Annotated in this window: 18 protein-coding genes and 1 pseudogene; 12 read left to right on the forward strand and 7 right to left on the reverse strand. The window is 72.5% G+C overall.

Translation table 11 applies throughout. The annotated features are described in order from the left end of the window. Position 1 precedes the first annotated feature (1 nt). On the forward strand, positions 2–565 hold the full coding sequence (locus LQK93_RS04510; RefSeq protein WP_374970357.1) for a MarR family winged helix-turn-helix transcriptional regulator: 564 nt from the start codon (positions 2–4) through the stop codon (positions 563–565). 69 nt (positions 566–634) lie between these two features. Here LQK93_RS04510 and LQK93_RS04515 read toward each other — a convergent pair whose 3' ends face one another. Then, positions 635–1,867 carry a D-arabinono-1,4-lactone oxidase gene (locus LQK93_RS04515; protein WP_374970358.1) on the reverse strand — a complete coding sequence of 411 codons (1,233 nt, stop codon included), beginning with the start codon at positions 1,865–1,867 and terminating at the stop codon, positions 635–637. Positions 1,868–2,028: 161 nt separating this feature from the next. On the opposite strand from LQK93_RS04515, the gene LQK93_RS04520 reads away from it, so the two are divergent. Beyond that, positions 2,029–3,039 (forward strand): aldose epimerase family protein, encoded by a 1,011-nt coding sequence (locus tag LQK93_RS04520; RefSeq protein ID WP_374970359.1) that lies wholly within the window; start codon positions 2,029–2,031, stop codon positions 3,037–3,039. 29 nt (positions 3,040–3,068) lie between these two features. Here the strand turns inward: LQK93_RS04520 and LQK93_RS04525 are convergent, their stop codons facing one another. The 3 genes from LQK93_RS04525 to LQK93_RS04535 form a co-directional block, all read right to left on the reverse strand. Continuing rightward, positions 3,069–3,395 (reverse strand): hypothetical protein, encoded by a 327-nt coding sequence (locus tag LQK93_RS04525; RefSeq protein ID WP_374970360.1) that lies wholly within the window; start codon positions 3,393–3,395, stop codon positions 3,069–3,071. Positions 3,396–3,534: 139 nt separating this feature from the next. Continuing rightward, entirely contained in the window at positions 3,535–3,858 is a 324-nt protein-coding gene (locus LQK93_RS04530) for a hypothetical protein (protein WP_374970361.1), read from the reverse strand. 122 nt (positions 3,859–3,980) lie between these two features. Continuing rightward, positions 3,981–4,172, reverse strand: coding sequence for a hypothetical protein (locus LQK93_RS04535; protein WP_374970362.1), 192 nt, complete (start codon positions 4,170–4,172; stop codon positions 3,981–3,983). Positions 4,173–4,372: 200 nt separating this feature from the next. Between LQK93_RS04535 and LQK93_RS04540 the strand changes: the two genes are divergently transcribed. The 4 genes from LQK93_RS04540 (at position 4,373) to LQK93_RS04555 (ending at position 10,410) form a co-directional block, all read left to right on the forward strand. Continuing rightward, complete coding sequence (locus LQK93_RS04540) at positions 4,373–4,813, forward strand: MarR family winged helix-turn-helix transcriptional regulator (protein WP_374971449.1); 441 nt, start codon at positions 4,373–4,375, stop codon at positions 4,811–4,813. A gap of 71 nt (positions 4,814–4,884) precedes the next feature. Next, positions 4,885–8,304 (forward strand): bifunctional lysylphosphatidylglycerol synthetase/lysine--tRNA ligase LysX, encoded by a 3,420-nt coding sequence (gene lysX, locus LQK93_RS04545; RefSeq protein WP_374970363.1) that lies wholly within the window; start codon positions 4,885–4,887, stop codon positions 8,302–8,304. Beyond that, a complete protein-coding gene (locus tag LQK93_RS04550) occupies positions 8,295–9,410 on the forward strand; it encodes an alpha/beta hydrolase (protein ID WP_374970364.1) in 1,116 nt (371 codons plus the stop codon). Before lysX ends, LQK93_RS04550 begins: the two co-directional genes overlap by 10 nt. Before the next feature lie 109 nt (positions 9,411–9,519). Then, positions 9,520–10,410: an SGNH/GDSL hydrolase family protein gene (locus tag LQK93_RS04555; RefSeq protein WP_374970365.1), complete on the forward strand. Its 891-nt coding sequence runs from the start codon at positions 9,520–9,522 to the stop codon at positions 10,408–10,410. Positions 10,411–10,492: 82 nt separating this feature from the next. Here LQK93_RS04555 and LQK93_RS04560 read toward each other — a convergent pair whose 3' ends face one another. Both LQK93_RS04560 and LQK93_RS04565 read right to left on the reverse strand, forming a co-directional pair. Beyond that, entirely contained in the window at positions 10,493–10,897 is a 405-nt protein-coding gene (locus LQK93_RS04560; protein ID WP_374970366.1) for a VOC family protein, read from the reverse strand. After that, on the reverse strand, positions 10,894–11,955 hold the full coding sequence (locus tag LQK93_RS04565) for an SDR family NAD(P)-dependent oxidoreductase (protein ID WP_374970367.1): 1,062 nt from the start codon (positions 11,953–11,955) through the stop codon (positions 10,894–10,896). The genes LQK93_RS04560 and LQK93_RS04565 overlap by 4 nt, the downstream gene beginning before the upstream one ends. Positions 11,956–12,006: 51 nt before the next feature. Here LQK93_RS04565 and LQK93_RS04570 point away from each other — a divergent pair, with 51 nt between their 5' ends. From LQK93_RS04570 to LQK93_RS04585, 4 genes and pseudogenes are all read left to right on the forward strand, one after another. After that, on the forward strand, positions 12,007–13,188 hold the full coding sequence (locus LQK93_RS04570; protein ID WP_374970368.1) for a zinc-dependent alcohol dehydrogenase: 1,182 nt from the start codon (positions 12,007–12,009) through the stop codon (positions 13,186–13,188). Positions 13,189–13,255: 67 nt separating this feature from the next. Continuing rightward, entirely contained in the window at positions 13,256–13,627 is a 372-nt protein-coding gene (locus LQK93_RS04575) for a hypothetical protein (RefSeq protein WP_374970369.1), read from the forward strand. Between the two features lie 130 nt (positions 13,628–13,757). Beyond that, complete coding sequence (locus LQK93_RS04580) at positions 13,758–14,576, forward strand: sigma-70 family RNA polymerase sigma factor (protein WP_374970370.1); 819 nt, start codon at positions 13,758–13,760, stop codon at positions 14,574–14,576. A gap of 555 nt (positions 14,577–15,131) precedes the next feature. After that, a pseudogene (locus tag LQK93_RS04585) lies at positions 15,132–16,142 on the forward strand (cation:proton antiporter); the annotation flags it as partial. A 177-nt stretch (positions 16,143–16,319) separates the two neighbouring features. On the opposite strand, the gene LQK93_RS04590 reads toward LQK93_RS04585, so the two are convergent. Further along, positions 16,320–16,847: a universal stress protein gene (locus LQK93_RS04590; protein ID WP_374970371.1), complete on the reverse strand. Its 528-nt coding sequence runs from the start codon at positions 16,845–16,847 to the stop codon at positions 16,320–16,322. Between the two features lie 406 nt (positions 16,848–17,253). Between LQK93_RS04590 and LQK93_RS04595 the strand changes: the two genes are divergently transcribed. Together LQK93_RS04595 and LQK93_RS04600 are read left to right on the forward strand one after the other, a co-directional pair. Next, a complete protein-coding gene (locus tag LQK93_RS04595) occupies positions 17,254–17,871 on the forward strand; it encodes a hypothetical protein (protein ID WP_374970372.1) in 618 nt (205 codons plus the stop codon). Between the two features lies 1 nt (position 17,872). After that, entirely contained in the window at positions 17,873–18,373 is a 501-nt protein-coding gene (locus tag LQK93_RS04600) for a pyridoxamine 5'-phosphate oxidase family protein (RefSeq protein WP_374970373.1), read from the forward strand. The last annotated feature ends 23 nt before the right edge of the window (positions 18,374–18,396 follow it).

Below are 18,396 nucleotides of genomic sequence, written 5' to 3' on the forward strand. Positions count from 1 at the left end.
GATGACTGCGGGATCGAGTGCCCCGGCGGCCAGCAGCGCGCACGCTGCGGGCACCGTCGGCTCTGTCGGCACGGGCCTCGGCTTCGACCCCATCGCGCGCGCTCGCCAGCAGTGGACCGACCAGGGCTGGGAGGCAGCCGCCGACGGCATGGCGGCGATCACCTCGCTCATGCGCGCCCACCAGATCGTGCTCGCGCGCGTCGAGGCCACGCTCAAGCCCCTGGGGGTCACGTTCGCGCGCTACGAGGTCCTGATGCTGTTGTGGTTCAGCAAGCGGGGGTCCTTGCCGATGAAGGTGATCGGCTCGCGCCTGCAGGTGCACCCCACGAGCGTCACCAACGCCGTCGACCGTCTCGAGGACGCCGGGCTCGTCACGCGCTCGACGCACCCTGACGACCGACGCGCCATGCTCGTGGCGCTCACGCCCGCCGGCCGCGAGCTGGCCGAGCGCGCGACGAAGGTGCTCAACGCCGAGGTGTTCGAGCAGCCGGACCTCGGTGCCGAGGACGTGCGCTCCCTCGTCGACGTGCTGACGCGGCTGCGCGACAGCGCCGGAGACTTCTGACGACACCGGTCAGGCTGGTCGAGCCGACGGGGCAGACCGCGCCCACCCGGCCGGTCCCGCCGACCTGCGTCAGCCGATCACGCGTCGCAGGAAGGCGTTGTCGAAGACGCGGTCGGGGTCGACCCGGTCGCGCAGCGCACGGAAGTCGGCCATCCGCGGGTAGAGCGGCTCGAGCCGGCCGGCCTCCGCGACGAAGCACTTGCCCCAGTGGGGGCGGGCCCCGAGCGGCAGCAGGGCGTCCTCGAGGACCGGCAGGACGGCATACACCCGCTGCGCGTCGCGCACCCACGTGAAGTGCACCCCCACGACGTCCTGGCCGTAGGCGCTGCTGAGCCAGTGCTCGTCGGCGGCCACCGTGCGCAGCTCGCTGGCCTGCAGGACGGGCGCGAGGAGCTCGCGCAGGCGTCTCAGGCGGTCGACGGCCTCGCCGACGTGGCTCCGCGGGAAGAGGTACTCGCTCTGCAGCTCGACCCCGCGGCTCGGGGTGAAACCCATCCGGAAGTGCGGCAGGCGGTCGAGCCAGGGGCCGGCGACGCCGAGCTGCGGGGTGACCGCCTCCGGGTCACCCCCCTCGAGCATGTGCATCGTAGTGGCGGCCGGTGGCGCACCGAAGAGGTGCCCGGGCACGGCGTCCGCCCGGCTCTTGAGCCAGACCTGCTCGACCTCGTCACCCCACCGGGTGAAGAGGCTGACGCTGTAGGCGCTCGAGAGGAGCGCGTCCAGGTCACCACCGACGGTGTCCCAGCGCAGGCCCGTGTAGACGGCCTGTCGCACGTCATAGGCCGGCTCGATGTCCAGGGTCACCGACGTGACGACGCCGAGTGCTCCGAGGGAGACGACGCTGGCGTGGAAGTCGGGGTCGCCGCGGCGCACGGTGCGCAGCTCGCCGTTCGCGCCGACGATCTCGAGCGCGGCGACGGCCGTCGCGAGTGAGCCGTTTGCGACCCCCGATCCGTGCGTTCCCGTCGCCAGGGCCCCGGCCACCGAGATGTGGGGCAGCGAGGCGAGGTTGGCCAGCGCCCACCCCTCGGCCTGCAGCTGCGTCCCGACGAGGCCGTATGTCGTCCAGCCCGCCACGCGTGCGGTGCGGGAGGCCGGGTCGACCTCCACCGCCGGCGGGAGGTCGGCGAGCGAGACGAGGACACCGCCGTCGGTGTCGGTGATGTCGGTGAAGCTGTGCCGCGACCCGAGGGCCCGGACGCGGGGCGCAGCCGCGACGACCTCCTGAAGGTGCTCGACCGAGCGCACCCGCTCGATGCGAGCGCGATAGGTGTGGTTGCCAGCCCAGTTCGTCTCCGCCATGCTCTGATTCTGCCGTCGGTCCGTTCCGTCCTCGGCCACGGCTCGGCGACATCCCGTTCGGTGCGCGCCTTCCCGCCTGTCGACAACGGACCGCCTGCAGTCGCGTCGTTCCGGCGCCTGCGGACCGCGCCGCCCACCCCGACCCCCCACAGGAGCGCCCCATGCCAGCCACGTCCGCCACCGGCCCGATGTCGGTCGAGCTCGTCGCCGGGGGCCTGCTCCTCGAGGTCGTCGCCGCCGGAGCGGCGGTCCGTCGCCTCGTGCTCACGGACGACGAGGGCGAGGCGAATGTCGTTCTGGGACACGCCGATCCGATGACGTACGCCGTGAACGGCGGCTATCTGGGCGCCACCATCGGGCGGTTCGGCAACCGCATCGCCGGGGCGCGGTTCAGCCTCGACGGGATGGAGCACGTCCTGGCCGCCAACGAGAACGGCAACGCCCTGCACGGCGGCCGCGTGGGCTTCGACCGCCGGCAGTGGGAGGTGCAGGACCAGGGCCCGGCGCACGTGCGCCTCGGCCTGCACAGCCCCGACGGCGACCAGGGCTTCCCCGGCGCCCTCGAGGTGACCGTGACCTACTCGGTGCAGCCCGGGACGGTACGGATCGACTACACCGCCACCGCCGACCGCGACACCGTGGTGAACCTGACCAACCACAGCTACTTCAACCTCGACGGCGAGGCGAGCGGTTCGGTGGACGACCACGAGCTGCGCCTGTCGGCCGACGCCTTCACCCCGACGGACGCCCAGCTGCTGCCGACCGGCGAGCTGCGTCAGGTGACCGGGACCGCCTTCGACCTGCGACAGCCGACCCGGCTCGGCGACGTGGTGGCATCCGACGACGAGCAGCTGCGCTTGGGCAACGGCCTCGACCACAACTTCGTCGTCACCGGTGCGGGACCACGCCACGTCGCGACCCTGCGCGGCAGGTCAGGACGGACGCTCGAGGTGTCCAGCGACCAGCCCGGCGTGCAGGTCTACACCGGCGCCCACTTCGACGGCACGGTCACCGGCACGTCCGGGACGGCATACGCCCCGAGGGCCGGGATCGCCCTGGAGACGCAGGGCTTCCCCGACGCGCCCAACCAACCGGCATTTCCCACCACGGTGCTGCGCGCCGGTGAGGTGCACGCGAGCACGACCACCTGGCGCCTCGCCCGCGAGCGCTGAGGGGGAGGCTGTCGGGCGCGGTCCGCTGCTCAGTGGCGGGGACGGCGCCGGCGCTCCTCGTGCAGCTCCGGGTGGACGTCCTCGGGCAGGTCGACCGCCTCTGCGCCCTCCCCCGGCCTCGCCACGCCCCAGCCGTCGGCAGAGATCGTGTCGACGGGTGGGTTGCCGACGAGGTGGGACCGCTCGGCCCCCTCGGGGTGGTCGCGACGCCTCCGCTCGGTCTCGTCGATGTGCGGGTTCAGCGACTCGTTCGAGTCACCTCCGCGCCAGAGGTGTCGAGGGCCCACGACGACCAGCCCGACGACGAAGATTCCAACCACGGCCAGCATGACGATCAGGCCGAAGCGATCACCCATGACGCCACCTCCAGGGTCCGGTCCCCCGTCACTGCCGAGAGTACTCCGCAGTGGTGGGAAGCCGTGGTGGGAAGCGGACCTGGAAGACGAGTGGTACGGGCCGACCACAGAGGGCCGGACCGGGTCATCTCGGGTCGGATCAGGTCGTGTCGGGCGAGTGGCCCACGTCGCTGGGCGGAGCCCGCAGGGGATCGCGGGCATCGGGTGTCCAGCCCCCGGCGCCGGCACCGGCCACGGCACTGCCCTCTCCCGAGGCGTCCAGCCGGTCGGTGGGCGGGTTGCCGACCAGTCGGTCCTGGTCCGGCGCTGCGACAGGGCCGCCGTCCACGGCCTCGACCTCGGGGTTGAGGGTCTCGTGCTCCACGTCGTCCTTGGTGCGCCGCCGCGGGACCATCACCCAGAGGATCGCGGCCAGCACGACGACGATCGCCAGCATGACGAAAAGTCCTGCTCGGTCACCCATGTCTCTCCTTCGTCGCTGTCCTCCGGGACGTACCCACATCACCGGCAGCGACGCACGCGGCATGGCAGGGCGCGTCAGGACACGTCAGGGCCCGAACGGAGCTGCCAGCCGGCGCCTCGGCGTCACTTCCCGTCCCCCGGCGGGGTCGCCTGCGCCCGGGCGACCCGCGCGGCACGCTCGCGCTCGAGGCGGGCCTTCGGGTCGTTGCCCTCACCCAGCTGCGCCGGCCCGAAGATCGTCAGGGCGAACATGCGGATGCGATAGCCGATGCGGTAGCCGATGGACAGCCCGCTCTTGGGCTTGGAGCTCGACACGAGAAGGCCTCCGGTTCAGTTAGTGCACGAACTGTTAGGGTACCGCCACCGGTCATGCGGTCCACACGAGCCCACCAACCACGTGCCGCCGCCGGCCCGCACTGCTGGACCACCCCGCCTGCAAGGAGGACGACGTGACGCGCGCCCCCGAGGCCGAGGCCCGAGGAACCTCCGCCGCTGACGCCAGCCCCGCGCCCGTCCTGGCTCCCGAGCAGCTGCTGCAGCTCGACCAGCAGGTCTGCTTCGCCCTGGCCGTCGCCGCACGCAGCGTCATCGGTCTCTACCGGCCGGTCCTCGAACCGCTCGGCCTGACCCACCCCCAGTACCTGGTCATGCTCGCCCTCTGGGAGCGCTCGCCGCTCACCCTGCGGGAGGTCGGGCGACTGCTCAGCCTCGAGCCCGCCACGCTCTCGCCGCTCGTCAAGCGTCTGGAGGCGGCGGGACTCGTCACCCGTGACCGGCACCCCGACGACGACCGCGCCCTCGCCATCACGCTGACACCGGACGGTCGCCGCCTCCGGGAGCGCGCCCTCGAGGTGCCTCCGCAGATCATGGAGTGCCTGGGCCTGCCCGTCCACGAGCTCCAGGCGCTCCACCGCTCGCTGACGCGCGTCATCGCCGCCACGACAGACACCGGCTGAGGGAGCAGGGCCCAGCGCCGCGTTCAGGCGACGCACAGCGAAGGCCCAGCAGCGAGGCGGAACCTGTGCACATGGCCACCCCCTCGTCGCGAGCGCCGGTGTCGCACCGGCCCGCGCGACTGCTCACCGCGCTCTACGCGCTCGCGACGTTCGTCGCGGTCGTGATCACCCTGCTCTACCGGCGACGGAGCCACCCCGTGCTCGTGGAGCAGCTGTTCGGCCTGCTCAACATCCCGGTGGCGCCCACCTTCTTGTCCGTTGTCGTGCTCGCCCTCGCCACGCGGGCGCTGCTCGGGCGGAAGCGGGTCGGGCTGTGGTTCGTCGCGGCCTTCCAGGTCTTCGGCCTCTACATCGGTCTGGTCGAGGCGTTTCCGTCGATGGAGGTGCCGCTCACTGAGGTGTGGGACAGCCGCGGCGGCCTCGGTCGTGGGCTCGACATCGTGTCCACCTTCGTCGCTGCGCTCGCCCTGTGGTGGCTCTGGCGCATCCGGGACGAGTTCACGGGTCGGCTCCAACGAGGCTCCTGGGGGCTGTCGCTGGCGGCCCTCGCCCTCGGGTCGGCCGTCACCATCGGCGTGGCGTGGGTGCTGATCGGCGCCGTCGGCGCACCGAGGTCGCAGGTCGACCCCCTCGTCGACACGGTGCTCTCGGTGTTCGGCGGCGTCAGCCGGCCCGCAGGACTGAGCTCGGTGCCGCTGTGGGTGATCGACATCGTCGCCGTCTTCGCCGGCCTCACGATCCTCGCGGCGGTCACCCTGTTCCTGGCCTCCTCCCGTCCTCGCAGCCGCTGGTCGGCGGACCGCGAGGTGGCGCTGCGCGAGCTGCTCGCCCACCACGGATCCGCCGACTCCCTGGGCTACTTCGCCACCCGCCGTGACAAAGCCTCCGTCTTCTCACCCGACGGGCGCGCAGCCGTCACCTACCGCGTGGTCGGCGGCGTGTCCCTGGCCTCCGGGGACCCCGTCGGTGACCCGGACGGCTGGCGGGCGGCCATCGATGCCTGGCGTGCCGAGGCCCGTGAGTTCGGGTGGGTGCCCGCTGTGCTCGGCGCGAGCGAGCAGGCCGCGCGCGCGTACGCCTCCACGGGTGGCATGCGGGTGCTGCTCCTCGGCGACGAGGCCATCCTCGAGACGCGACGCTTCGACCTGCGCCTCGCCGCCCTGACGCCGGTGCGCCGTGCCGCGGCGCACGCCACCCGGGCCGGCCTCACGGTGCAGGTGAGGCGGCAGGGAGACCTTCGTGCCGAGGAGCTCGACGAGATCGCCGCGTGCACCGAGGCGTGGCGCAGCGGTGAGACGGACCGGGGCTTCTCGATGGCCCTGAACCGCGTCGGCGACCCCGCCGACCGGGACATCCTGCAGGTGACCGCCCACCGTCCCGACGGGTCACTCGCCGGAGTTCTCTCCCTGGTGCCGTGGGGGCGGTCCGGGGTGTCCCTCGACGTCATGCGACGCTCGCCCGACGCGCCCAACGGCGTCACCGAGCTCATGGTGAGCCAGCTGCTCGGGCGGGCCGGCGAACTGGGCCTGTCTCGCGTCTCGCTGAACTTCTGCATGTTCAGGGCGGTGTTCGAGGACGCCGAGCGGCTCGGGTCCGGCTCGCTGACCCGGGTCAGCGCATCGGTGCTGGGGCTCTTCGACCGCTTCTGGCAGCTCGAGCGGCTCTACCGGTCCAACGAGAAGTACGAGCCGACCTGGCAGCCGCGCTTCCTCTGCTACGACGACGCCGTCTCCCTGCCACAGGTCGCAGTCGCAGCCGGTGCGTTGGAGGGATTCATCCCCTATCCGATGCTGCGGACGGCCCGGGCGGAGCTCGATCCGGAGCATCTGGCCCTCGCCGCGGCGGTCGGGGAGCCGGAGGTCGACCTCCGCACCCTCGGACCCCGCCGGTCCGACCAGTTCCGCCACCGGGAGTCGACGCTCGCCCGGATGCGCGAGGCGGGCATCGAACCCTTCCCCGTCGGCGCCGCCTCCACCCCCACCACCGCCATCGCCCGGATCGACCAGGTGGTGGCGGAGGCCCGGACCACGGCTGGCACCGGTAGCGTGCATGGGGCCCCGGAGACCGGGACGTCCCCACACCTCTCGGTGGTCGGGCGCGTCAGAGAGGTCCGCGACCACGGCGGCGTGGTCTTCGCGACGCTCGTCGACGGCGAGGCACGGGTGCAGGTGCTGCTCGACGCCGCTCGCCTGGGCCGGCCCTGCCTGGCACGCTTCACGGCCTTCGTCGACGGGGGGGACCTCGTGCGGGTCGGGGGGCCGATGGGGCGATCCCGCTCCGGGACCCGCAGCCTGCTCGTGCACGACTGGCGGATGGAGGCCAAGTCGCTGCACCCGGTCCCGTTCCGGGCCTTCGACGACCCTGAAGCGCGCGCCCTGCATCGCTCGACCGACCTGCTCGTCCACCCAGGAGAGGTGGACCTGCTCCGGCGACGCTCGGCCGTGGTCGCCTCACTCCGCCGGACCCTCACCGACGACGGCTTCCTCGAGGTGGAGACGCCGGTGCTCCACACGGTGCACGGCGGCGCCACCGCGCGCCCGTTCCGCACCTTCAGCAACGCGTACGGCGTGGACCTGACCCTGCGGATCGCCCCGGAGCTGCACCTCAAGCGGCTGCTGGTGGCCGGCTTGGGCCCGGTCTTCGAGCTCGGCCGCAACTTCCGCAACGAGGGTGCCGACTCGACCCACAACCCCGAGTTCACCTCGCTGGAGGTCTACCAGCCGCACGCCGACTACACGACGATGCGCCACCTCACCGAGCGGCTCGTCCGCGAGGCCGCCCGCTGCGTCCACGGCACCGAGGTCATGCCGCTGCCGACCGCCGCACGCGCACGCACGGCCCGGGCCGGGTCACGTGCCGCGGGCGACGGCGGGGACGGCGGTGTCGAGCTCGTCGACATCAGCGGCGAGTGGCCGGTCGTGCCGGTGCTCGAGGCGGTCTCCGAGGCGGTGGGGCGGCCGGTAGGCCTCGATACCGACCTGGACGTGCTCCTCGACCTCGCCCAGGAGCACAGCATCGCGGTGCGCCCCGAGATGGGCGCCGGTGCGATCATCGAGGAGCTCTACGCCGAGCTCGTCGAGCCGGCCACGCTTCTGCCGACGTTCTACACGGACTTCCCGACGGAGACCTCGCCCCTCACCCGCCGGCACCGGACGGCCCCGGGCCTGGCCGAACGCTGGGACCTCGTCGTGGCCGGGATGGAGATCGGCACGGCGTACAGCGAGCTGACCGACCCGCTCGACCAGCGGGCGCGCCTCACGGAGCAGTCCCTCAAGGCCGCGGCCGGCGACCCGGAGGCCATGGAGGTCGACGAGGACTTCCTGCAGGCACTCGAGCTGGGCATGCCGCCGAGCGGCGGACTCGGCATCGGCGTCGACCGGCTGGTCATGCTGCTGACCGACACCTCCATCCGGTCGGTCCTGACGTTCCCCTTCGTGCGCCCCGTGGACGGCCGGCGGGCCGAGCGAGAGACGAGCCCGGCATGGAGCTGACCGACACGAGCCTCGTCGTCGTCCTCGGCCTGCTCGCCGCGGGCGTCTTCGCGCTCATCGTGGCAGGACTTCCCCGGCGAGGCACGCCGGTCGTGCGCGCGCTGGTGCGTGGGGTCCAGGCAGTGCTCCTCAACGTCCTCGTCGTCGCCCTGGCCGGCGCGGCCCTCAACGACCAGTACCTCTTCTACTCCAGCTGGGCCGACCTCTTCGGTTCCCGCTCGCCGTCGGTCCAGGTCCACCACGGCGGGACCACTCCGGAGGTGGTCACCGCCGCCGTGCGGGGACCCGGCTTCCGCAACGAGAAGACGCCCGCCGTCCTGCCGGCACTGCCGCAGCCCGGCTCTCGGCTACAGACCTACACGGTCGCAGACCGGCACTCCAACTCCGGCGGGCAGGTCCTCGTCTACCTGCCTGTCGGCTACGACCCGCGCAGCAGCCGGAGCTACCCGGTCATCCTCGGCCTCCACGGCTTCCCGGGTGGCCCGCGCAGCTTTCTGCACCTGAACTTCCTCAGCACCGTCGACACCCTGACCGCCGAGCACCGCCTCGCGCCGTCCATCGTCGTCGTGCCGCGCATCGACACTCCCGCAGGCCTCGACACCGAGTGCGTCAACGGCGGGCCCGGACAGCCCCAGACCGACACCTGGCTGGCCCGCGACGTCCCCGCCTGGACGGTGCGTCACTTCCGCGTCCAGCACTCCCGCACGGGGTGGGCCACGCTCGGGTATTCCTACGGCGCCTGGTGCGCGGCCTCCCTGACCATGCGCCACCCGGACGTCTTCGGCGCAGCGGTCGTCCTCCTCGGCTACTTCCGACCCGACTTCACACCGGCCTACGACCCGCTCACCCCGGAGAGCGGCAGGGGCTACGACCTCATCGCCATGGCGCGCAACGACCCACCTCCCGTCGCCATGTGGGTGCTCACCTCCAGGGAGGACTCGCTGTCGTACCCGACCTCGTCGAAGTTCCTCAGCGTGGCGCGGAGCCCGCTCGACGTCACGGGCAACGTCCTCGCCCACGGTGGCCACCGCGACGCCGTCCTGACCCCGTACGTGCCCGCCGCCCTCTCGTGGCTGGCGCAGACGCTGCCGGGCTTCCGTGCCTGAGGCCGGAGGGCGTATGCCTGGTGCCCAGCCCTCCCATGACCGCACCGAGCGCGGTGCGCACCACTCCCCCCTCTGGCGCGCCCGGGCGGGCGGCCCGCACCCGAGGCACGTGCTCGCAGTAGTTGTCGCGCTCGTCGTCCTCGCCGCGCTCGGCGTCACCGGAGTGGTGCAGGGACTTGCGCCGGCGGCCCCGCTGGTGGGCGCGCCGGTGTCGACGTCCGCGCTCGGGGGCTCGGCGGCCACGTCGTCGACCCCTCCTTCGACGGCATCCTCGACCACGAAGTCCGCGCCGACCGGCCCCCTGACGCTCGTCGGCCTCGGCGACTCCGTCCCCTCGGCGGAGACGTGCAACTGCACCGGCTACGTCGAGCAGGTCGGCGCGCAGCTGAAACGGCTGACCCACCGTCCCTGGACAGTGCACAACGATGCCGTCGGCGGCTGGACCACGGCCGACGTCGAGAACGACGTCAACACCTCGCCCACCCGTGACCACCTCGCGAACGCCGACCTCGTCCTCATCGAGGTGGGCGCCAACGACTTCGCCCTGGACCGGGTCGCCGACCAGGGGTGCTTTCCCGCGGCGGGCTCGTCCTGCTGGTCGCCCACCCTCGCGGGGGTCCGTGACGGCCTGACACGGATCATCACGGCGATCCGCCGGATCGACCACCGACCGGACCTTCGCATCGGGGTCCTCGGCTACTGGAACGTCACCCGCGACGGCGCGGTCGGGCGGGCACTGGGCCAGGCCTTCGTCCTCGGCAGCGACTCGCTCACCCGGCTGGTCAACGACACGCTGCAGCAGGTGGCCCTCGCCACGGGAGCGAGGTACGTCGACGCCTACACGCCCCTCAAGGGCGAGAGCGGAACCCGCGACCCCACGGAAGACCTGCTCGACGACGGCGACCACCCCAATGCGAGCGGCCACACGCTTCTCGCGAGAGCGGTGCTCGACGAGCTCGCCACGGCCGACTCCGTCAAGGGCTGGCAAGCGGCACCCTGACAGGTGCCGCCCCCTCAGCGGTCGTTGCAGTCGGTGCCGTGCATCGCCTCACCGTTGGAGGCGCCCCTCTGAAAACCGCTCGTCACCTGGTGGTGTCGAAGCCCATGCGTGGGTCGTCGACCAGCGACCTGCCATGGACGAGGCAGAACGGGTGACCCACCGGATCGAGGAAGACGCGGTGGCCCTGCTCGGGCGAGCGGCGCGCACGTCGGGCCCCGAGCGAGAGCGCCAGTGCCTCGGCCGCGTCGACGTCGTCGACCCGGATGTCGAGGTGCATCTGCTGCGGCTGGTCGGGCTCCGGCCAGGTCGGCGGCACCCAGGGTTCGACGCGCTGGAAGGCCAGCTCACGCATACCTGTCCTCCGGCCCAGGACGAGCCAGTCGGGAGCGTTCTCGAGGATCCTCAGGCGCAGCAGGCGCGCGTAGAAGGCTGCGAGCTGCCGGGGGTCCGGGCAGTCGATGACGGGTTTCTCGAGCTGGGCCCTCACCTCGGCCCCGGGCGCTCGCCCTGCAGACGCCGCGCGGCCCGGTGGCCGAGAGTCGAGAGCCGGTCGACGAGCGGTGAGCCCAGGCGGCGCCCCGCCTCGGCGCCCTCGACGGTCCTCGCCCCCACCTTCGGCGCCGGTCCCGGGAGCAGCCGTGCGGCCACCCCCATCAGCCGCGTGGTGGTCGCCGGCGCCAGGCCGCGGACCCGGATGCCCACCCAGGCGAGCGGCGTCAGCACCACCATGGCCTTGCCCCCGAGCACGCCGTCGACGATGCGGCGGGCGGCGCGCTCGGCGTCCACGGACACCAACGGGAGCGAGGCCGCCGGGGCGAACCAGGCGTACTCGGCCGGGGCGTCGCCGCCGAAGCGGGCGTGCACGTGTCCCCCGGTGCGCATCAGCCCCGGGACGACGGTCGTGGCCGTGACGCCAGTACCGCTCAGGGCCGCGGCGAGCCCGTCGGAGAAGCCCACGGCCGCGAACTTGGCGGTGGCGTAGGGCAGCAGGTGTGGAGGCGAGACCATGCCGCCGATCGAGGTGATGGTGCCGATGCGACCGCGGCCGCGCCGTCGCATGTGCGGCAGCACTGTCATCGCCGCGTTAATCGGTCCCCACGCCATGGTGTCCATGGCGTCCTCGAACTCGTGCAGGGCCAGCGACTCGGACGGGGCGGCCTGGATGACCCCGGCCACCGTGAGCAGGACCTCGATGGGTCCGACGACGTGCTCGACCTTGCCGATGAGCTCCCCGACCTGGTGACGGTCGCGCACGTCGCACTGCTCGACCGTCACGGGCCCCCGTCCCTCGAGGGCCTGCCCCGCGTGGACGAGCTCGTCCTCGTCGCGGGCCGCGAGGATCACGTGGTGGCCTCGGTCCAACAGCTCGCGGGCGATGAGGAACCCGAGCCCACGAGAGCCTCCGAGCACGAGCGCGACGGGCCGGTCGGTGACCGGCGAACCGCCGTCCGTCGCGGCTGGGGACGACGTGGCTGGGGACGACGTGGCTGGGGACGACGTAACCGCCTCGTGGTCACTCGGGTGGGCTGCTCCGGTCGGGGCCATGCTGCCTCCTGCAAGGTTCTTCGGCGAGCGGGCGTGGGTACGGGCCTCGCCATGAAGGCTCTGACCTGGCACGGAATCGAGGACGTCCGTGTGACCGACGTACCCGACCCCGTCATCGCACACACGACCGACGCGATCGTCCGCGTCACGTCCACGGCCATCTGCGGCTCCGACCTGCACCTCTACCGCGTGCTCGCGCCGTACCTGCAACCGGGTGACGTGCTCGGCCACGAGTTCATGGGAATCGTCGAGGAGGTCGGACCGGACGTCGCGACGCTTGCCGTCGGCGACCGGGTCGTCGTGCCGTTCAACATCTCCTGCGGCCGGTGCTGGATGTGCCAGCGCGGGCTCTTCGCGCAGTGCGAGACGACGCAGAACACCGAGACCGGCAAGGGGGCGAGCCTCTTCGGCTACACGAGCCTCTACGGGTCGGTGCCCGGCGGTCAGGCGGAGTACGTCCGTGTCCCGCACGCCGACTTCGGGCCCATCGTCATCCCACAGGAGCTGCCGGACGAGCGCTTCCTCTACCTCTCCGACATCCTCCCCACCGCCTGGCAGGCCGTCGAGTACGCCGACGTGAGCGGCAACGACACCCTGGCCGTGCTCGGTCTCGGACCGGTCGGCCAGCTCGCCGTCCGCTCGGCCCGGCACCGTGGCGTCGGCCGCGTCATCGGCGTGGACCTCGTGCCCGACCGCGTCGAGCTGGCCCGCGCCCACGGCGCCGAGGTCATCGACGGCCGGGACACCGACGTGGCCCAGGCCCTCATCGACATGACGGACGGCAGGGGGCCTGACGCGGTCATCGACGCGGTCGGCATGGAGGCCCACGGAAACCCACTGTCGGAGAAGGTGATCGGCGCGGCGAGCCGGCTGCCCAAGCCGGTTGCACGCGGGGCGATCGAGCGTTTCGGGATCGACCGGCTGGCCGCCCTGCACACCGCTGTCGCGGCCGTCCGCCGTGGTGGGACCCTCTCGATCAGCGGCGTCTACGGCGGCATGGCAGACCCCATGCCGATGATGGAGCTGTTCGACAAGGGCCTGACGATCCGCATGGGCCAGTGCCACGTGCGCCGGTGGAGCGACGAGCTGCTCGACATCGCACGAGCCGACGGCGACGTGCTCGGCCTCGAGCGTCTGGCCACGCACCATGCCCGCCTGGAGGACGCGCCGGACCTCTACCGCATCTTCCAGGAGAAGCAGGACGAGTGTCTCAAGGTCGTGCTCCAGCCCTGAGCCCTCCCGCCGGCCACCGCCGACGACGATGCCGATGACGATGACGATGACGACAAAGGAGACCAGCATGAGCGTGACGAGCTTCCAGGACCTGCCCCTCGCCGATCGCGACCGTCACTGGGACGGCGCCGCCGCCGAGAGGCGGGTGCGTGAGTGGGCGGGTGCGATTGACGAGCCCAACGGGAAGTACCGCGACGCCCACGTCTGGTACGACGCGGACAACAAGACGAACTTCACCGCATACAAGCTGCTCATCGCCGACGTCGTCGACGGCAAACTCACGGCGGTCCCCCGCGCCGTCATGGCAGCCGCGGCCGTCATGCAGGGCTCGCGGGGTGGGGTCGACCTTCCCGACAAGGACCGCGACCGCGTCCGCAGCCACCTGGCGAAGTACTACGCGAAGATGGGCGAGGACGCGCCCTGGGACCGCAAGGACTGAGGACCGCCGGCCCAACGGGCCCGGGCCTGTCCTGCCATTGCGCAGTGGTCGCGATCGTGACACTGTCGAAGTTGTCCGAGCGGTCCAATCACAGCGCCGACTCTTTCGTCCGAACGATCGGAGATGAGTCATGGCGCCTCACGCTGCGTACCCGCGGATTTCCTTTGCCGAGCGCGACCTCGAGACCGCCGAGCTGTTCGAACAGCTGCGAACATCCGGCAGCGCTGAAGAGTCCGAGCGCATCGTCGAGCAGATCGTGCACCTCTACCTCGACCTGTGCACCACCATGGCCGGACGCTACGAAGGCCGCGGCATCGAGCACGACGACCTCGTCCAGGTCGCACGGCTGGCCCTCGTCAAGGCCGTCCGGCGCTACGAGCCGGGTCACGCGCCCTCCTTCGCGGCGTATGCCGTCCCGACCATCTCGGGAGAGCTGAAGCGCTGGTTCCGCGACCGCGGCTGGGTGGTCCGTCCGCCCCGGCGCCTGCAGGAGCTGCGGGTCAACCTCCAGTCCGTCCGGTCCGAGCTCGAGCAGGAGCTCGGCGCCACCCCGAGCGACGCGGATCTCGCCGAGGCCGTCGGCGTCTCCGTGGAGGACGTCCGCGAGGTGGCGTCGGCGGCGACGGGCTTCCGCCCGCTGTCGCTCGACTGCAGCCCCGCCGACGACGAACGGCCCGGCCTCGCGGCCTTCCTCGCCGCGGACGACGAGGAGATGGCGGGCGCCGACGACCGCGTCTGTCTCTCCGAAGCACTCACCGCGCTCGACGACGACGAGCGTGAGCTGCTGCTCATGCGCTATGTCGAGGGCATGACGCAGCGGGAGATCGGCGAGGCACGAGGCGTCAGCCAGATGCAGGTCTCGCGGACGCTGCGTCGCATCACGCTGCGCCTGCACGACCACCTGGTGGACCACCAGGGCACCGACCGAGCCCTCACCACCGCCTCCTGACAGGGCCGCCGACCGGGGAGCACCCCTCCCGGTCGGCGTCCTCGGAGTCCGTGCGCGTCTCAGTCGGTGCCGGTCACGAGCCCAACGCGTACTGGATCTCGTCGGCGGTGCGTGCGGTCTCGTCGTGGCGGCGACGAGACGGAAGCGCCCGCGCCCGGCAGGCCGCCGGTCGGTCCGGCGGGACGTCCCCGCGGGTAGGTCACCAGAGGCCCAACCGGAGGAGCAGTCCACGTCGCCATGTCCGTCAACCTGATCTACCTCATCGCCGGCGGTGCCATGTTCCTGGCGGCCGTCCTGCCCAACCTCCTCGAGCGGTATGCCGTGTCGGCCGCGATGGTCCTCCTCGTCCTCGGCATGGGCATCGGGCTGCTGCCCCTGCCGGAGGGCATGCGGCTGGACCCCGTCCTCATACGCCCGCAGGTCGAGCGGGTGACGGAGTTCGCGATCCTCGTCGCCCTCATGGGTGTCGGACTGGCCATCGACCGGTCCTTCGACTGGCGCAGTCGCGCCTCGTGGTCCTCGTGGTCCCCGACCTGGCGGCTGCTCGCGCTCGCCATGCCCCTGTCGATCGGTGCGATCGCGCTGCTGGGCTGGGGGCTGGGGGTGGCCCCCGCGGCGGCCCTGCTGCTCGGCGCCGCCCTGGCGCCCACCGACCCGGTCCTGGCCAGCGACGTCCAGGTCGGTGGCCCCAGGGTCGGGGAGGAGGACGAGGTCAGCCCCGGCGAGCCCGGCGACTCCCACAGGACGGGCGGGCGCGACGAGGGCACGGACGACCACGACGAGGACGAGCCCGTCGACGAGAAGGACGACGTGCGCTTCGCCCTCACCTCCGAGGCGGGGCTCAACGACGGCCTCGCCTTCCCGTTCGTGACCGCGGCCCTGCTCCTCGCCACCGCGGGGGGCATCGAGTCCTGGGGGCTGCAGTGGCTGGCGTGGGACCTCGTGGGCAAGGTCGCCCTCGGCGTCGCCGCAGGTGCCGCCGTCGGGTGGGTGCTGGCACGAGTCGCGTTCCGCTCCCCCAGCCCGTCGCTGCGGCTCGCCGAGCAGGGCGAGCCGCTGCTGGCGCTCGCAGCGCTCGTCATGACCTACGGCCTGAGCCAGCTCGTGGGCGGCTACGGCTTCGTGTCCGTCTTCGTGTGCGGCATGACGCTGCGCGCGGCGGAGCGCAACCACCACTACCACCGGTCGATGCACGAGGTGGTGCAGCGCCTGGAGCGGCTGCTGACCCTCATCATCCTGCTGGTGCTCGGGATGGGCATGACCAAGGGTGTGCTCGACGAGCTCGACTGGCGCGGCGTGGCGATCGCCGTGGCGCTCGTCTTCGTGGTGCGCCCGCTCGCCGGCTGGTTGTCGCTGAGCGTCCGGGCGCGCCCCGCCGAGCTGCCGGGCGGTCTGGGACGCCGCGAGAAGCTGGCGACGGCGTTCTTCGGGGTGCGCGGCGTGGGCTCGCTCTACTACCTCGCCTTCGCCGCCGGCGAGCACGCGTTCCCGGAGGAGCGGTGGATGTGGTCGACCGTCGCGTTCACGATCCTGCTGTCGGTGATGGTGCACGGCACCTTCGCGACTCCGGTCATGCGCCATCTCGAGCGACGCCGGGAGCGGCAGCACGAACCAGAACGGCTGCCGGGCAGCCACCGCGAGCCGCCGGCCTGGCGTGATCACGCCGGCGGCCGGCCGGGCCTCCTACCCGCGCCCAGGCCCCGAGCGGCGCGTCCTGCTGCCGCCGCGCGCCGAAGGCCGCCCTCAGCGGGCGACGACGACGGTGCAGAGCGCGTGCTCCAGGACGGCCCGCGCCACCGATCCCAGTCGCATCCCCACGAAGCCGCCCGCGCCCGTGGCCCCGAGCACGAGGACGTCGGCCGACGCCGAGAGCGCGATGAGCTGCTCGGCGGCATGGCCCGAGACGACCTGCTGCTCGATCGTGACACCCGGGTGGTCGGCGGCGACCTCGTCCACGACCTCCCCGAGGAAGACACGGGTGGCTTCCTCGGGGTCGGCCGTGAACCACCACGGTGACGCCCCCACCCGTTCCGGGGCCGCCAACGGGTAGAGGTGCCACACCGAGACCGCCCGGACGGCACAGCCGCGCACGCGCGCTTCGGCACACGCCCACCGCAGCGCGATCCGGCTCTCCTTCGAGCCGTCCACCCCCACCACGATCAGGCCTGTCTGCCCGGCGGACCCGGCACTCCCTCCTGCCGCAGTCCGCTCCTGCACGCGTGACGGATCAGATTCCGTCGGGCCGGCGTCCGGTCGCGTCGTCTCGGTCATGGAACTCACCTCTCCCGCCCCAGACTTGCCCACCCCGCCGGTGCCTGGTCAGGTCCGTTGGTCCTGTCCGATCCGGGACCTTGGTCCCGCCGAGCCGCCGACCTTCGGCCGTGATCGGCGCGCCGCCCTCCGACGGACGATCGACGCAGTGCCGCACCGGGCGGCTGTCGACCACGGAGAGCACATGACCACAGTCCTCATCACGTATCCCACCCCGCCGAGCCCGTCCGGCGAGCGACCGCGAGAGCCGCTCGGTTCCGGCACGCAGCCTGACACCGGGCCTGACACCGGGCCTGACACCGGGCCTGACAGCACGCCTGACACCGCGCCGGCCAGCACGCCTTCCGCTCCGCCTGCCACGACGCCAGACGCCACGCCCGACACGGCGGGTCCGGCAGGGACGTCGGTGCCCACCGACCCAGCGGAGGCGTCGGAGCCCGCGGGGACGTCGGTGGCGTCGGTGGCGTCGGCGACAGCCGGCATCGACGAGGCGATCGCGGCGATCATCGCCGACGAGCTGAGCCTCGCGGGCCACCACGTGACCTGCCGGCCGTGCGTCGCGACACCGGTGACGGGCGGATATGAGCTCGTCGTGGACGTCGACCGTCTGCGAGTGACCCACCGGGGTGGGCCCGCCGGCCAGGAGAGCCTCGCCCGCCGCGTGCACCTGCCGGACCGGATCCCGTCGACGGAGACCGACCGCAGCGGGGAGTCGACCATCCCGATGACGTGGGGAGCCGACTGGCGTGCCGTGGATGCCTGGGCCCGGACGGTCGGAGACAGCCTCGTGCGCTACCTGGAGCTGCGGGTCGAGCTGACCCGCGTGCGTGCGGAGCTCCGGCACTGCCGGTCGCTGCTGCAGGCGGCGACCTCGCAGTCCGCGACCGAGCAGGTCGTGGCGACCGTGCCGACCGCGCCGACCCCGCCGTTCGTCGGGGCCTCTCGTCCCGCCGCGCGCGAGAGTGGCCACGGTCGGCACCGCCACCGCAGGCTGTCACCGGCGGGGACCGGCAGGGAGGTGTGAGATGCCCGTCTCGAGAACGCCCGCCGGCCCTCGCGGCCACCCCGACGCTCAGCCGCGCCGGTCGACCCGGCGCCTCAACTACACCGACCTCACGCTGTCCGAGTGCCAGGTGCTGCTGGAGTCGCGCGACATCGGCCGCATCGGCTGGAACGCCGGCGGCGGTCCGCAGATCCTTCCCGTCAGCTACGCCTGCGTGGGCGACCTCCTCGTCTTCCGCACCTCCCCCTTCGGGGTGCTCTCCGAGCTGGTCCGGCCCTCGCAAGTCGTCTTCGAGGTGGACGAGCTGGACGCCTCACGGCACACGGGGTGGAGCGTCATCGTGCACGGCCGGGCCCAGGCGGTCGCCTCACCTGCCCTACTCACGCATCTGTGGACCGTCGAGGGTGCGGACCCGTGGGCCGGTGGCGTGCGCAACGTCTTCATCGGCATCACGGTCGAGCGGGTGACGGGGCGCTCGTTCGGCGACCTCAGGTCCTCACGAAGTCAGGGGGTTCCCGGCTGAGGCCGAGGCTGCGGCACCGAACA

The organism is Terrabacter sp. BE26, from assembly GCF_041941675.1.
Classification (GTDB): domain Bacteria; phylum Actinomycetota; class Actinomycetes; order Actinomycetales; family Dermatophilaceae; genus Terrabacter.